Below are 16,112 nucleotides of genomic sequence, written 5' to 3'. Positions count from 1 at the left end.
AACACTTTCTCAAACTTCATGAAATTTAAAAAACTTCTTCTCTTCATTTCCCTCATCTTAACCACTTTCTCTTTTGCACAGGCACAGAAGAAAAAAGATAAAAAGGAAGACCAGAAAAAAGTCGATAAGGCAGTTGACGCCGTTGCAGACGCAGTTAAAGACAAACTGAAAGACGATAAGAAAAAATCACCGAAGGATTTTAAAGATTTTATAGATGATTCTGCGGTCAGTCAGAAAGGAATGATCTCCGTTCACAAAATGTCTGAGAAGTGGTATTTTGAAATCCCCGACACGTTACTCAACAGAGACCTCATGGCCGTGACCCGTTATGCAAAAGCTGCGGCGGGTGGAAATGTATATGGTGGACAGGAAGTAAAAAGACAAATGATTCGTTGGGAAAAAGGTTTGGACAATAACCTTTTGCTAAGATCAGTGACGGTTGTCATGGCGAGTCCTGATAGTACAAAACCAATATCCCAGGCGGTAAAAAACTCAAACTCGGATCCGATTATTGGCGTTTTTGATATAAAAGCACAGAAAAAGGAAGAATCCAGCAAATCATCAGTAATTGACGTCACGGATTTTTTTAATGCAGATAACCAGACTTTTTCCCTTTCTCCAATTCTTAAACAGAATCACAAACTGGCTGCAATTAAAAAAGAATCTTCTTTTATTGAGAAGATCAATTCTTATGCAGAAAATACAGAGATACGTACAATTAAGACGTTTGCCGTTGTAGCTCCCACGCTGAGCGCTACTCCGGCACCCGGCGTGGGACAATATTATCCTTCCGGATATGACGCCGGCGTGGTAACAATGGAATTAAATACCTCCCTGGTTTTACTTCCCAAAGTGCCCATGAAAAAACGTATTTTCGATAACCGTGTAGGTTATTTTGCTAACCAATATGCTGTCTTTGGGGAAGAATCTCAGAAATCAGACTACGAAATTTTTGCCGTGCGATGGAGATTAGAGCCTAAAAATGCTGAGGATCTAAAAAAGCAATTAAACGGAGAACTTATTGAACCCAAAAAACCAATAGTTTTCTATATAGACCCGGCAACTCCGGAAAAATGGCGGAAATTTTTAAAAGCCGGTATTGACGACTGGCAGGTAGCCTTTGAAGAAGCAGGTTGGAAAAATGCAATCCGGGGCGAATACTGGCCGGAAAAAGATACGACGATGAGCCTGGAAGATGCTCGTTTTTCGGTTATCCGGTATTTGGCTTCGGATGTTCAAAATGCGTCAGGGCCTAATGTACATGATCCCCGGAGCGGTGAGATCCTGGAAAGTCATATCAGCTGGTATCATAATGTGATGAGACTGCTCCGAAACTGGTATATGATTCAGGCTGCGGCTGTGGACCCGGCGGCCCGCACAAAGACATTTGACGATAAACTGATGGGTCAGCTTGTTCGATTTGTTTCGTCGCATGAAGTTGGCCATACGCTAGGATTAAGGCACAATATGGGTGCGAGCTCTGCCACGCCTGTCGAAAAACTACGCGACAAAACCTGGGTTGAACAAAATGGACATACGTCTTCGATTATGGATTATGCGCGTTTCAACTATGTGGCACAGCCTGAGGATAGCGTTACTACGCTCTTTCCCAAAATAGGGGATTATGATAAGTGGGCGATAAAATGGGGTTACAGTTATTTTCCTGATAAAAGTGCGAAGGAAGAAAAAGCGGCCTTAAATGTGTGGACGAAAGAAGCTTATAAAAATACCAGATTGCGTTATGGTACAGAAAACAGCCCTTATGACCCAAGATATCAGACCGAGGATTTAGGAGATAATGCAATGAAGGCGTCAGCATATGGTATCAAAAATCTGCAAAAAATCTTACCAAATCTGATAAAATGGAGCCGGGAAGATGGCGAAAGTTATAAGGAACTGGACGAGCTTTATGGCAATGTAATCACACAATATCGTCGTTATCTGGGGCATGTTGTCAAAAATATTGGAGGCATCTACGAAACCCCGGGCACTTATGATATGGAAGATATTGGTTTTACCGCAGTCCCGAAAAATATACAAAAGGAGGCTGTCAGATTTCTTGACACCCAACTTTTCACAACGCCTACCTGGCTGCTTGACCAAAATATTCTGAGCAAGATAAAACCTGAAACGGGTGTTGAGGCAATAAAATCGTTGCAGGAATATGCCCTCACTTCCTTGTTTGCAGGAGACAGAGCGGTAAGATTAATGGAAACTGGTCTATCATCGAAATTTTATTCCGTAGACGAACTTTTTACAGATCTGGAAAATACGATCTGGGCCGGAGTTAAAAACGGCCAGCCACTTGATATCTATCAGAGAAACCTGCAAAAGGTTTACGCAGAAAAAATGATCGACTTGTTAAAACCGGGAAAGGCCAATGTTCAGTCCATTCCAGCCGGGTCTGTTTATGCTTCTTCGATCCGGGTCGTTGAGCTCGACAAAACGGATTTGCCATCTATTGCACGGGGGCATTTAGAAATTTTGAAAACCACAATTCAAAACGTGCTACCGTTGCAGAAAGACAAAATTACCAGTTATCATTTAAAGGATGTTTTGAAAAGAATTACTTTGGCTCTTGACCCTAAATAATTGTCAATGAAATCATTATCAGACATCCTACAAACTCATCCACATTTCGAAAAAGCTATTTCGAGCGAAAAGCCATTTCGAAAACTTGATTTTTCTGAGAAGAACAGTGATTTATTGAGCCGTGATTTGAGAGAAATTTCTGTATTTTCTAAATATGTTTTTGAAGAAATGTTATCCCAAAATCAGTACGTTGGCATTGGCGGCTACGACGAAAATCGGGTAATTTACCGGCAAAGAGAGCACTTTACGAATCAGGAAAATGAAAGAAGTATTCATCTTGGCGTTGATATTTGGGCAGCAGCCGGCGAACCGGTATATGCGCCGTTGGCCGGGGAAGTGCATAGCTTTGCATTCAACAATTATTTTGGCGACTATGGTCCTACCATTATTTTAAAACACGAACTGGACCATGTTCCGTTTTACACTTTATACGGTCATCTTGCCTTAAAGTCGCTGGAAAATTTACATGAGGGGAAACTGATAACAGCAGGAGAGCAAATCGCAAAAATCGGCACATTTCCTGAAAACGGCGATTGGCCGCCGCACCTTCACTTCCAAATAATCAGCGATATGGGCGACAAAAAAGGCGACTTTCCCGGCGTCAGCAGCATCGCGGAGAGAGAATATTATTTGTCGATATGCCCGGACCCGGATTTAATTTTGAGAGTTAATGGTTAGGCAAAGTATTGGAAAGTAAAAGGAGTTTTGCAGAAAAATCAAACCTCTCTGCAAAACTCCTTTTTATTACTCCATTGAACGCGACGTTTAAAAACTAAACTTTTTTCCGCTCCAAATTCGGCAAGAATCCTGTCAATAATCCGATCAAAGGAAGAAAGGAACATACCCAAAAAACATATTCAATACTGGTACTGTCTGCCAATCTTCCCAAAATAGCCGAGCCTATTCCTGCTATTCCGAAGGCGAATCCGAAAAACAGACCTGCAACCATCCCAACTTTACCAGGAATTAATTCCTGAGCATAAACCAGGATTGCAGAAAACGCGGATGACAACACAAGACCGATAATGACGGTCAATGCGCCAGTCCAGAAAAGGTTGCAATAAGGTAACAACATAGCGAACGGCGCTACGCCAAGAATAGAAATCCAGATGACATATTTTCTTCCGATTTTATCACCGACAGGCCCGCCAACAAACGTACCGACTGCGACAGAAAACAAGAATATAAATAAATGTATTTGAGAGCTTTGTACTGAAACGCCAAATTTGTCAATGAGGTAAAAAGTATAATAACTTGTCAGGCTTGCCATGTAAATATATTTTGAGAATATCAGCAGCAAAAGGATACCAATAGAAAAAGCGACTTTACTTTTTGAAAGATTTAAAGCCTGATCATTTCCCGAGGCTGCTCCCGATTTCTTGCGGTTTAAATGCATATTCTTCTTATACCACCCTCCTACTTTTGACAAAATAATGATGGCAATCAGAGCAACCAGGGAAAACCAGATGATCTGAAAACGTCCGAATGGTAAAATGATCAGAGCAGCTAACAATGGCCCAAGCGAGCTTCCTGCATTACCGCCAACCTGAAAAAGTGACTGCGCCATTCCGTGTCTTCCGCCAGAGGCCATGCGAGCGATACGTGAAGCTTCCGGATGAAAAACCGCAGAGCCAATACCAATCAGAGCGACAGACACCAGAATAATTTCAAAACTCGGTGCCATGGAAAGTGAAATTAACCCAATCATGGTAAAACACATCCCGATTGCGAGCGCAAAAGGCTGTGGTTTTTTATCGGTATATAAGCCAACCAACGGCTGAAAAACAGAAGCACTCAATTGAAAAGTAAAGGTTATTAATCCAATTTGTGAGAAAGTCAAATGGAAAGAATCCTTGACCATCGGGTAAATGGATGGAATAAGAGATTGCAAAGTATCATTCAAAAGGTGTGAAAAACTCAATGCCAATAAAATTGGAAATACAGCTTGTTCCGCACTGACCGCAGGCACCTCATAAGCACCGGATGGATTTTCTTCAATCGTTTTCATAATTTATTTTTATTCTGGAACTGATGTTAAACAGGTTGGCCGGTTATTTTGGCAGCACATTCCCAAGCCTTTTGTGGATTTTGATCGACGATACTTTGCAGAAGTTCTTCATGTAATATCTGCGTTTGAACAAAACTTTCAGTATCGATAAACAGTTCTAAAAAATATTCTTTCAGATTCTTCGCGACGGTTTTGTATAAATCAAGGAGTATCTCGCTTTGCGATGCTTTTGCAATGCTGAGGTGAAAGTTGATATCTGCTTCGATACAGGCTTCGGGAATATTAGCAGCAGCCATTTCCCTGCGCTTTGTCAGAAATTTTTTCATTTCTGAAATGTCTTTTTCCGTCCGGTGCAAGGCTGCTTTTTCAGCTACTTTTAATTCGAAAAGTTGCCGGATTTCATTTAATTCACGCCCTTTTGCTCTAAAAAAGCGTTCGGACATAGATTCTGAGTCGACCTGCTGCTTTTCAACGAAAGTTCCTAACCCTTGCTGCACTCTGACCAAACCTGCATTGGAAAGATTCCTGACCGCTTCTCTGACGGTAGATCTGCCCACGCCGAAAACGACCATCAATTCCGGTTCAGCAGGTAGTTTTGTTCCGACAGCAAACTCTCCTTTGGAGATTTTCTGCTGTAATCTGCTGGCCACATCATCTGCCAGACTCATCCTTTTTATTATGTTTTCTCTATTCATCATATCATCTGATGTTTCAAAAGTACAATTTTTTTTTATTGTACAAAAGAAAATGCTCTTCAAGACCCAATTGGATTTGAAGAGCAATTAATATTCGAACAAGATTATTATTTTCGATAAATCGTAGTGGCAGCAGATTGCGCCGCAGCGAGAATTGTTACATCAGCGATTGTTACTCTTGCTGGTGCTTTGACGGCATATAAAATCATATCGGCAATATCACTCGCCTGCAAAGGATCAAAACCCTGATAAACTTTTTCCGCCTTTTCCTCATCGCCTTTGAAACGCACCAGAGAAAATTCGGTTTCCACAGCACCAGGAGCAACATTGGTAACTTTTATTCCATGCTGCGTTAATTCCAGACGCATCCCTTCGCTCAGCACTTCTACCGCTGCTTTTGAAGCACAGTAAACGGCGCCGTTGATGTAAGTTTGTTTACCGGCAACCGAGCTGATATTCACAATATGGCCTTTTCCGTTTGCTATCAGGGTGGGAATTATTGCTTTTGATACATACAGCAGGCCTTTAACATTTCCATCAATCATGGAATCCCAGTCTTCGGTATCTCCTTCATCCAAAGTACCGAGTCCATGCGCGTTACCTGCATTATTGACCAGGATATCAATATTTTTCCATTCCTCAGGAAGGGAAGCGACGGCATCTAACACTGCTTTTTTGTTTCGTACGTCAAAAAGCAACGTGGTGACCTTCACTTTATCTGATAATTCTGCAACTAAACTTTCCAGTTTTTCCTGGCGTCGTCCACAAAGTATCAGATCAATTCCCGCATCCGCAAATGCTTCTGCTGTGGCTTTTCCTATGCCGGACGTTGCTCCGGTTATTAACGCAATACGAGACATTATTAACTCTATTTATATTTCCAGTTTCCGCAAACAAACTTTCTAAAACCGTTTTGGGAAACCCGGAAACTTACTATTTATTAATTTTCTTGGTATTCAAACTGCTGAAATTCCCCTGTTCCAGTTCGGAAGCCTTACCAAAAAGTTTTAAAGCGTTCTGATAAACATTATCCATTGGATTCAGCACTTCATAAACTTCATTATTCAGGCCATTCTTATGCTTTCTTCCCCAAACATAACGGCCAATTATCGCCTTGGTCTGTGACTGAACAATTGGTTTTGAACGATTTAATTCCTTTTCATTCAGTTTAATTCCCGACCTTGTTGCATCTTTAACCAGCTCCGAGATCATGGCATCTGAAACTTCAAATGTTTTCAGATATTCATCAAATGTCTGTTTTTCCAGTCGTTTTGAATTGTCGTTTGCGTAACGCAAAGCATATTCCCGGATGATATTTTTAGCATACAGCTCAAACAGATATTTACTGTTCATCAGCGTATCGCGCGGGACAAAAACGTCCGGCATAATACCGCCGCCACCATAAACGGTTCTTCCGCCGTCCGTTTTATAGGCTTTTGTTTTATCAAATTTAATACTGTCCGCATTGAAGAATTCGCCGCTGTCATAACGATGTGTCAGATCCTGGTTATAGTCTTCACCTTTCCCCATCTCATACGGCTTCTGGATACTACGGCCGCTTGGCGTAAAATATCTGGAAATCGTCAGACGCAACTCTGCTCCATCCGAAAGTTTGATCGGCATTTGAACCAGCCCTTTGCCATAAGAACGACGGCCGACTACCAGCGCGCGATCATGATCCTGCAAGGCACCAGCCAAAATTTCAGAGGCAGAAGCACTTCCTTCATCCACCAGCACGACAAGCGCTCCTTGCTCAAAACCACCCTCAACATGCGAACGGGTTTTTCTGTCGAAACGACTATCTTTCCCTTCCGTATAAACCAAAAGTTTATCTCCGGAAATAAATTCATCAGCAATGCTGGTCGCCCGTTCCATATAACCTCCCGGATTTCCGCGAAGATCCAGCACTAATTTTTTCAAGCCATCAGCCTTCAACGTACTCAACGCGGATTTAAATTCATCAAAAGTAGTTTCAGAAAAACGGCTGACTTTGATATAACCAATTTCCTTATCGACCATATATGCTGCATCAACCGAATAGGTAGGAATCCGATTGCGGACGACCTCAAAATTCATGTTATCCTTCAATCCAAGGCGCTCAATAGTCAGGGTAACTTTCGTTCCACGCTTTCCACGAAGTAGTTTGTAAACCTGCCCGTTGGTAACCCCGGGTGCAGAAAGCACTTCCTTGTTTACTTTAAGAATCCTGTCGCCGCTTTGAATTCCAACAGCTTCTGATGGTCCACCACTTAGCGGTGTTACGACGTACACCGTGTCGTTATAAATATTAAACTCAACGCCGATACCGTCAAATCCTGAATCAAGTTGCGACCTGGCCGCAGTTGCTTCTTCTGTATTAAAATAGGCTGTATGCGGGTCAAGTTTTTCCAGCATTTTGGAAATTGAATAATCAACGAGCTCTTCCGTGTTGACAGAATCGACATAATTATTTTCTACCAGAAGCAAAACTTCACGGAATTTGGCATATCCCTTTGCCACATCGGTCAGCTTTTTGCCTCCGCTAAAAAAAGTACTGCCCAGCAACATACCGGCAGCCAGCGTGATGCTGATAATAATGGGTAAACGGATGACAGATTTTGAATTGCTGACGGGCTTTTCCGGATTTTCGTGACTCATTTATAAATTACTTTTAATCAGTAAAGTTAAAATTTTTATTTAGGCAAAAACGCATAACCTACAACGAACGGCTAACCTAAAACCTTGTGCTGGTTTTAAATATACAGAAAGAATGGGGTATCTCAAAAAGGATTATTCCGCTTCTCTGAATTGAAAAAAGTTGTACGTTTTTTTGGTGAATAAACGTAGACAGTATATGCGATATTTGATTAAAATAGGCGGTTTGTAGTGACTATTTGTCGTTTTTAATTAAATACTTTTACGTAACGGTATGAAAATCTTCTGAATAAAAACTCCCACACTTACTACTCATACCGAGATGTTAAAACTTTTCAACTACGACCTGCAAAGCTTTGCAAGTCCATCTGCCAGTAAAGCACTTCTTTCAAAGATTACCGTCAAAAAGTTAGCAGAATCTGAAACGATTCTTTCGCCCGGCCAATACCAACATCATTTATACTTTGTAAAAGAAGGCGTTGTTCGCTGTTATTATCAGTCGCTGGAAATGCAATGGACAAACTGGTTTGCTGCGGAGGGAAGTCCGATTTTTTCGACAGAGAGTTTTTTGATTGGTAATCCTTCACCCGAATATATTGAAACTTGTACACCAGTTATTCTTTATCAAATAACCAGAGAAGATTACCAAACCTTAATGGAAGAATTCCCTGAGCTTTATCAACCAGCCTTTCATCTTCTTCAGAGTTATCTGCATATATCAGAAAAACGTCTTTATGGTTCTCACATGCAGACAGCTTACAAACGTTATGAAGATTTTATAGAAACACACCGGCATATTGCCAATCGAGTTAAGATGAATCACATCGCCAGTTATCTGGGAATTACACCTACCCACCTTTCTCGAATTCGAAGAGAATTTGCCCGCAAAGATTACAACAACTTAGTGAAAAATTGATGTAGCTACATAAATCAACATATGTTGGAAAAGCTTTTTTACTATTGACAGATTGGTTTTTCAGCTTTACGTTTACAATAAGCAAAGCCACCTTCGCCCCTTCGGTTGGTCCCCATAGGCATCAGGTGACTTTGCAATAGTTTAATCGTTTCCACAACTAAACCAAAGTAAAATTATGAAAAAATTTGTCAACTTAATCAGTCAGTTATCATTCTTATCTTGTTTAACAATGCTACTTATTTCTGGATGTCAGCAAGAAAAAAATGATATCATAAGCGACGAGGGTTTTTCGAAGAAAATTAACGACTCCCTGACAGTAGTATCTATTGAAGAAGCGAAAGCTTATTTTAACACAAACATTCTTTCAACCACTAGCAGAGAGAAGAGACACAAACACGGTATTGAAGGTGAATTAAGAAATAAAATTGTGAAATGGGATAAAGCGGCTTACAAAAATATATCGTTCGGCGAAGCTGTGATTGTACCAATGAAATTTGATGGATTAAGTTTGGTTGTCGATAAAAAAACGCGAGCTTACGTACCATATGACCAGTTAAATTATTTAATGATGTATAAAGATCGTAAGAAATCTATTAATACTGAATGGATTACCCTGCTTCCGGATTCATCATGGCTTTATGGAAACAGAAATATTTATACTGGTAATGTGCTTGTCAGAAGTTGGGCTGGAGATTATATTAAAATGTTTAAATATAAGGCAGATGGAACGTCAGAGGCTTTTAGTGTATCTGATTTTGACGACTCAGATGAAAAGAATGCCAGAACTAATGTCACCACCTTCACCCAATGTATGAATATGCGATCAAATGCAACTTGTACATGTTCGGACAAAAGCAACTGTGATATGTGCGAAATTTGTGCCCCTTATGTTTGCGTGAAATATACTCTAATATCTGAGCCCGTTATTCCTCCCAGTGGATCGGAAGGAAGTGAAGGAGGTAATTCTACAGGAAGCGGGAATGGCGGTGGAGGCACAAGTATTGGAGGAAATTATAGTCCAACTTGTAATCCCAATATTGCTCCCGGAACCTCGGTTGGGCCGAATCAGGCATTACCTTGTGGTACAACTTTGACGCCGGTTACTGTAATCAATAATTTTAGTTTGAATTCGAATATAGGTCGATTCACTATGTCTAATGCTGACCAGGCAGCTTATCCAAGGTTTACCGATATGGTAAAGAATCTTCATTCTTTTGTACAAAACGATACCAAGGTGATGAATTCACTAAAACAATGGTCTGGCTTTTCAGAAAATCAGATATTAGAAAAAGTTCAATTTGGCAGCGGGCCCCTAATAATTATAAAGGACATGACTGGCAAATTTGGATATTATAGTAAAGCAGAAAATCCAAATGCATTTTTTATTGATGCAAGTTGGGTAAGAGGTCTCGAACAAGCAAATTTAACAAGCACAAAAGAGGCTACTTCCTTCCTGTTAGCTGTCACTGTATTACACGAATTTGTTCATCAGGCAAGGGCTGCAAACAATTTAGATAAGGATTACGAATATGGTGACGGGTTTGAAATTATGTCGTTTGGCTTGGTCATAAATGCGTCAAATGCAGCTAATTATTCATATAGATTTTATCAAAAATGAAAATCGTTAAGAAAGTCATTATTTGGAAAATAATGGTTGTAGGATTATTCGTAACAGCAACGACATCATGCTCGTCTTACAATACGGAAAGTACTAAAATTGATAGTGTTCTTGTGATAGAAACAGGTATTGAATATGTTTTCGAGACACAAAAATTCAATCCAAATTATTACATAGCTCCTATTAAAATTATCAAATCAGCCTACATTCCTGATAAGGCCAAATTTTCGATCAATGGGAAACAATGCGAAGTTATAGATAAGCTTCCCGATTCCCTTCACAAAAATATATTTAAGCCCTTACCATTTATCGAAATCAGCGAATTCAAACTGAATCAGGATAAGACAATAGAGTTGGGTTTAATTTTTCGTGCGACGGGTCACTGGTTTAAAATAAAAATGAAACCAAAACAAGAAAAGTCATGGCAAGTAGAAGCAATATCTGAAGCTACGATTTGATATTATGTAAACATTAGATCAGGAATCAGCTCATATTATAATTCTTGATCTAATGTTTAATTGAGATCAATATATAATTCACCTCAACTGCCAGTCGCAATATCAGTTGAAGACAGATATTGAATTTCATTACTTAACAAACTTATCACAATGTTTAAAAAACTATTACTACTGATTCTGTTGCTTTCTTTCAAAGAGTCACTGGCTCAATACGGGTTAAAATTGCCATCCAGACCGTTAAAAATCAACATCGGAAGAGGAAAACTTGGGATGTAAGTTACACCATTAAGCAAAAAATAATTGTTGGATTAGTAACTGGTTTACAGCTGGATATGAATGGAGATACTATTTTTCCTCAATTGTCATTTACGATTGGAAGACGATTTTAACACACATTATTTTATGAAAATATTATACTTGATAATTATCCTCTGTCTGTCTCACACATCACATGCACAAACCAACCAAAATCAGTTTACTAAATACGCAAGTCTAACCGCAGGACGCAGCACACATGGAACAGGAGATATGAAAGGAATTTCGCAGAAAATTACCTACGGTAAATATTTTAGAAAAAAACTAGTCTGGTCTATTTCGGTTGGAGCATCTATTCATGATGGTTCATTTCGTAATAGCACTACACAATCCGATGGTACGGTTCTGGATCATTCTTTTCGATATACTGCCGGGGGAATTCAGACTTCTGTTGGCCTTGGATATAGTTTTATAAAGACAAAAAGAAACGAGTTAGGTTTGAAAATTGATGGTATTTTGCGTTATCAATCTTCATCTTATTTTGACCAATTATTTATTGTTTTTGATCCACAAACAACTGGTATTCCTTATCCGGCAACATATATTATAAACACCTCGCCACAAAAGACTTACGCAGTTGGAGTATCCCCAGAATTATTTTATAACTATTCCATTGGAAAATCTTTATTCCTGGGTGCTACTGCAAATTTCCAGGCTGATACGAATGGTGATGTATTAACGAACTTGTCTTTATCGGTTGGGAAACGATTTAATTAACACATTTGGAAAATAAACTTTCAAACAAAGCCATCCAAAGCCTCCGGATTCCGCATCGTGTCCCTACTGACCGCTTTTGCGGGATCCATTCCCATCAGTATTTTCTTAACCGGTGCTTCCATCTTTTTTCCATTGATCGTATAGGGAATGGCGGCAACCGCTTCGATGGTATCTGGTACATGGCGCGGACTGTATTGCGTTCTTAATGCATGCTTGATTTCCTCTTTTAATGTTTCGGTTAATTTTTTATTTTCTTCCAAAACAACAAACAAAGGCATAAATCCGCCTCCATCTTCCTTTTCCAGATAAACAACCAGACTATCCTTAATTTCGGGGAGACTTTCAACCGCACTGTAAACTTCCGAAGTTCCGATCCGGATTCCGTCACGGTTTAAGGTTGCGTCTGATCTTCCGTAAATAATTACAGAACCTCTGGAAGTAATTTTGATCCAGTCGCCGTGACGCCAGACGTTTGGATAGGTTTCAAAATAGCTGCTTTCATAACGCTCATTATCTTCATCATTCCAAAAATAAATCGGCATGGAAGGCATCGGTTGGGTTATCACCATTTCTCCCAGTTCTTCAATAACGGAATTCCCGTTTTCATCAAAAGCTTCAACTTTGGCACCCAAAGCACGGCTCTGAATTTCTCCCCGATAAACGGGTTCCATCGGATTTCCACCGACAAAAGCACTGCAAATATCCGTTCCGCCGCTTAACGAAATTAGCCATACTTCTTTTTTCACATGCTGATAAATCCATTCATAAACATCTGACGGAAGCGGAGAGCCTGTTGACCCGATGGTTTCCAGATAAGAAAGTTTCTCAACAGGAACAGTCGTGCCGCTTTTCATACAATTGATAAAATAAGCTGCACCGCTTCCAAAATGTGTGATTTTCGCACGTTCTGCTAATGTCCATAATACCTGGGTACCTGGAAATGCGGGGGAACCATCATACAGCACCAGCGTTGCTCCGCACAACATGGAGCCCAAAGCGAAGTTCCACATCATCCAGCCGGTAGTTGAATACCAGAAATAGCGGTCGCCGGGTTTTACGTTTTGGTGAATTGCTAATACCTTCAAATGTTCCAGTAAACAGCCACCAACACTATGCGTGATCGCTTTCGGTTTCCCCGTAGTTCCGGAAGAATATAAAACCCAGATCGGATGCTCAAAGGGAACGGCTTCAAAATCAATTCCAAAATTGGGTAAGTGCAAAATATCTTCCCAGGATCTGACCCCTTCTGGTTTTGACCCGGAATCAATGTTGGAAATCATGACAATATCTTTTACGGACGGCAAAGAAGATCCAAGCTCCATGGTTGTCGCCGTAGTGTCGAAGGTTTTTCCGTTGTAATGATATCCGTCGGTAACAAATAATACTTTGGGTTCAATTTGGGAGAGCCGTTCTACAATGCCTGCTTTGCCAAAATCTGGTGAGCAGCTGGACCAGACCGCGCCGATTGCATTAACAGCCAAAAATGCTGTAACCGCCTGAGGTATATTAGGCAAAACTGCCGCTACCCTGTCTCCCGGCCGAACGCCCCGCTGACGGAGCCATGTTGAAACAGCTGCCACCTGCAATTCAAGCTCTTCCCAGGAAATTTTTGTTAATCCTTGTGTTTCAGATTGAAAAAGTATGGCGGGATGATCCTTTGTTTTATTTCTGAAAATGTGTTCGGCATAATTAAGACTTGATCTTCTAAACCATTGTGTACCAATCATTCCCTTTTTTGGCCTGCGCAAAACTTCCAGATAAATGTCGTGCGATTTGATATGAAAATATTGCCAGAGACTTTCCCAGAAATCTTCCAGATCTGTCACCGACCATTCCCATAAATCATGATATCCACGAAAATAAAGTCCTTTTTTTACGAAAAGCCAATCCATGTATTTCTTGAGATTGGACTGTTCCGTTAATTTTTTGCCTGGTTTCCAAAGTGGTTGTAACTGAGTATTCGTTGGCATAGGACATGCAAAATTTAATGAATATCGGGTAACGATCATTAGTAACGTCGTAATGACACTTTTCGGATAAAAGAAACGAAAATATTTACTTATAAAAATTTGTGTATCTTTGCAATTCAAAACATATATAACACATAGTACTCTGAACATCAGATACGTTTGTAAATGCGTTTTAGTGGATTCTGTTATGACAACGGTCATCAGCACACTAACCGAAGTAACGACAAGTTTGTAGAGAGGAAAAAAAATCCAGTAGTGATACTGCATTCCTAATGAGAAAAAGAATAACAAAATCGAGTGATGCGATCTCTTCGCGCGCTCCAGGAAGAAGTGGTGATGCCTCAGGCCGCCCATTTGGTAAAAAACGCCCGGAAGCAGAAAGCCGCTTCAGCAAGCCAAGTATTAAAAAATCCAGTCTTAGAGTAGCCAGCCCAAGTGCTGAATCATCAAGATCTTATAGCGACAGACCAAGCGGCGACAAACCTCGCTTCGACTCAGAACGTCCACGTTACGACAAACCAAATTTTGGCAAACCGGGTTTTTCTAAACCGGGCTTCGATAAGCCACGTTTTGACAGAGGCGGTCAGGACAGACCTGCATATGACAAACCACGTTCGTCAGATCGTGATGGCGATTCCCGCGGTTTCAAGCCAAGAGGTGAATTTGCTCCCGGTCAGGACAGACCAAGAGAAAGATCAGAAGGTAGAAGTTTTGATAAGCCGCGTTTTGAAAGATCAGACAGACCTGAAAGACCATCTTTTGATAAACCACGTTCGTCAGACCGTGATGGTGATTCCCGCGGCTTTAAGCCAAGAGGTGAGTTTGCTCCCGGTCAGGACAGACCAAGAGAAAGATCAGAAGGCAGAAGTTTTGATAAGCCAGGATTTGATAAGCCTCGTTTTGAGAGATCAGAAAGACCTGAAAGAGCTTCTTTCGACAAACCACGTTCTTCGGACCGTGACGGAGATTCCCGTGAATTTAGACCCGGTCAGGATAGATCAAGAGGTGAATTTGCACCAAGAGAAAGATCAGAAGGAAGAAGTTTTGATAAGCCTGGTTTTGATAAACCACGTTTTGAGAGATCAGAAAGATCAGGTCAGGACAGACCTTCTTTTGATAAACCACGTACTTCTGACCGTGACGGAGATTCCCGTGGCTTTAAGCCAAGAGGTGAATTTGCTCCAAGAGGAGAAGGAAGAAGCTTCGACAAACCTCGTTCAGAAAGAAGCAGCGATGCGCCACGTTCTTTCAAACCTACTCCTTCAAACGGAAGACACGAAAAACCGGCTTTTAAAAAAAAAAGTGATTTCGAAGAGGTAGTTAATGCCGATCCTTCAACAGAGCAGCGTGCAATTGAAGAAGCAGCCAACCGCCGTGTTGGTAGATTTGAAACTGCACCACGTTATAATTTAAGTGGTTACGATAAAAAACCAGGCGCAAAAAGAAAGCAGGAAAGTTCTGAAATGCGTTTGAACCGATATATTGCCAACGCGGGTATTTGTTCCCGTCGCGAAGCAGATGACTTGATCGCATCCGGACAAATTTCTGTAAATGGAAAAGTTGTTACGGAAATGGGTCACAAAGTTGAACCATCTGACATAGTCAAGTTGGGTAAGAAAGCATTAAGCCGTGAAAAACTTGTTTATGTGCTTATTAACAAACCAAAAGATTACATCACCACAACTGACGATCCGGAGGAACGTAAAACAGTTTTGGATTTAATCAAAGGAGCTTGTTTTGAGCGTATTTATCCGGTAGGTCGTTTGGATAGAAATACAACAGGATTACTTTTGATGACAAATGATGGCGAACTGGCTGAAAAGCTGACGCACCCTTCAAACGGAATCAAGAAAATTTATCAGGCTGAACTTGACAAACCAATCACAACAGAGGATTTCGAACAACTTCAGGCAGGATTAGAACTGGAAGATGGTTTTGTGAAACCTGATGAATTGGGAATCGTTACTGCGGATGCTATGGTTGTCGGACTGGAAATTCACAGCGGAAAAAACCGCATCGTGCGTCGTATGTTCGAACACCTTGGTTATGAAGTACAAAAACTGGATCGTACCGTTTTTGCCGGATTAGATAAGAAAGATTTACCTCGCGGAAAATGGCGTTTCCTAAGTGAAAAAGAAGTAGTTAGATTGAAGTTTATGCTTTAATAATTCAAGCAATCTTCAACATAA

13 protein-coding genes are annotated in these 16,112 nt (G+C 40.6%); 8 read left to right on the top strand and 5 right to left on the bottom strand.

What is annotated here, in order from left to right; translation table 11 throughout:
- The first annotated feature begins 18 nt into the window (after positions 1–18).
- Both L0657_RS17895 and L0657_RS17890 read left to right on the top strand, forming a co-directional pair.
- Positions 19–2,592: a zinc-dependent metalloprotease gene (locus L0657_RS17895; RefSeq protein ID WP_235152120.1), complete on the top strand. Its 2,574-nt coding sequence runs from the start codon at positions 19–21 to the stop codon at positions 2,590–2,592.
- A gap of 6 nt (positions 2,593–2,598) precedes the next feature.
- The gene (locus L0657_RS17890) at positions 2,599–3,270 is read left to right on the top strand and encodes a peptidoglycan DD-metalloendopeptidase family protein (protein ID WP_235152119.1); all 672 of its coding nucleotides are present in this window, start codon (positions 2,599–2,601) and stop codon (positions 3,268–3,270) included.
- Between the two features lie 94 nt (positions 3,271–3,364).
- Here the strand turns inward: L0657_RS17890 and L0657_RS17885 are convergent, their stop codons facing one another.
- The 4 genes from L0657_RS17885 to L0657_RS17870 all read right to left on the bottom strand — a co-directional run bounded on the left by L0657_RS17885 (position 3,365) and on the right by L0657_RS17870 (position 7,932).
- Positions 3,365–4,600 (bottom strand): MFS transporter, encoded by a 1,236-nt coding sequence (locus L0657_RS17885; RefSeq protein ID WP_235152118.1) that lies wholly within the window; start codon positions 4,598–4,600, stop codon positions 3,365–3,367.
- Positions 4,601–4,626: 26 nt separating this feature from the next.
- The gene (locus tag L0657_RS17880; protein WP_235152117.1) at positions 4,627–5,298 is read right to left on the bottom strand and encodes a FadR/GntR family transcriptional regulator; all 672 of its coding nucleotides are present in this window, start codon (positions 5,296–5,298) and stop codon (positions 4,627–4,629) included.
- Positions 5,299–5,402: 104 nt separating this feature from the next.
- Entirely contained in the window at positions 5,403–6,155 is a 753-nt protein-coding gene (locus L0657_RS17875) for an SDR family NAD(P)-dependent oxidoreductase (protein WP_235152116.1), read from the bottom strand.
- A 73-nt stretch (positions 6,156–6,228) separates the two neighbouring features.
- Positions 6,229–7,932: a S41 family peptidase gene (locus L0657_RS17870; RefSeq protein ID WP_235152115.1), complete on the bottom strand. Its 1,704-nt coding sequence runs from the start codon at positions 7,930–7,932 to the stop codon at positions 6,229–6,231.
- 319 nt (positions 7,933–8,251) lie between these two features.
- Here L0657_RS17870 and L0657_RS17865 point away from each other — a divergent pair, with 319 nt between their 5' ends.
- The 5 genes from L0657_RS17865 (at position 8,252) to L0657_RS17850 (ending at position 11,953) form a co-directional block, all read left to right on the top strand.
- On the top strand, positions 8,252–8,845 hold the full coding sequence (locus L0657_RS17865) for a Crp/Fnr family transcriptional regulator (protein ID WP_235152114.1): 594 nt from the start codon (positions 8,252–8,254) through the stop codon (positions 8,843–8,845).
- A gap of 175 nt (positions 8,846–9,020) precedes the next feature.
- Positions 9,021–10,463, top strand: coding sequence for a hypothetical protein (locus L0657_RS17860; protein ID WP_235152113.1), 1,443 nt, complete (start codon positions 9,021–9,023; stop codon positions 10,461–10,463).
- The gene (locus L0657_RS17855; protein WP_235152112.1) at positions 10,460–10,921 is read left to right on the top strand and encodes a hypothetical protein; all 462 of its coding nucleotides are present in this window, start codon (positions 10,460–10,462) and stop codon (positions 10,919–10,921) included. The genes L0657_RS17860 and L0657_RS17855 overlap by 4 nt, the downstream gene beginning before the upstream one ends.
- A 150-nt stretch (positions 10,922–11,071) precedes the next feature.
- Positions 11,072–11,197, top strand: coding sequence for a hypothetical protein (locus L0657_RS27900; protein WP_255717898.1), 126 nt, complete (start codon positions 11,072–11,074; stop codon positions 11,195–11,197).
- A 126-nt stretch (positions 11,198–11,323) separates the two neighbouring features.
- Complete coding sequence (locus tag L0657_RS17850; protein WP_235152111.1) at positions 11,324–11,953, top strand: hypothetical protein; 630 nt, start codon at positions 11,324–11,326, stop codon at positions 11,951–11,953.
- Between the two features lie 20 nt (positions 11,954–11,973).
- On the opposite strand, the gene L0657_RS17845 is transcribed toward L0657_RS17850, so the two are convergent.
- Positions 11,974–13,923, bottom strand: coding sequence for an acetoacetate--CoA ligase (locus tag L0657_RS17845; protein ID WP_235152110.1), 1,950 nt, complete (start codon positions 13,921–13,923; stop codon positions 11,974–11,976).
- 272 nt (positions 13,924–14,195) lie between these two features.
- On the opposite strand from L0657_RS17845, the gene L0657_RS17840 reads away from it, so the two are divergent.
- Entirely contained in the window at positions 14,196–16,088 is a 1,893-nt protein-coding gene (locus L0657_RS17840) for a pseudouridine synthase (protein ID WP_235152109.1), read from the top strand.
- The last annotated feature ends 24 nt before the right edge of the window (positions 16,089–16,112 follow it).

The organism is Dyadobacter sp. CY345, assembly GCF_021502725.1.
Classification (GTDB): Bacteria; Bacteroidota; Bacteroidia; order Cytophagales; family Spirosomataceae; genus Dyadobacter.
This window is presented reverse-complemented; position numbering and strand designations above follow the sequence as displayed.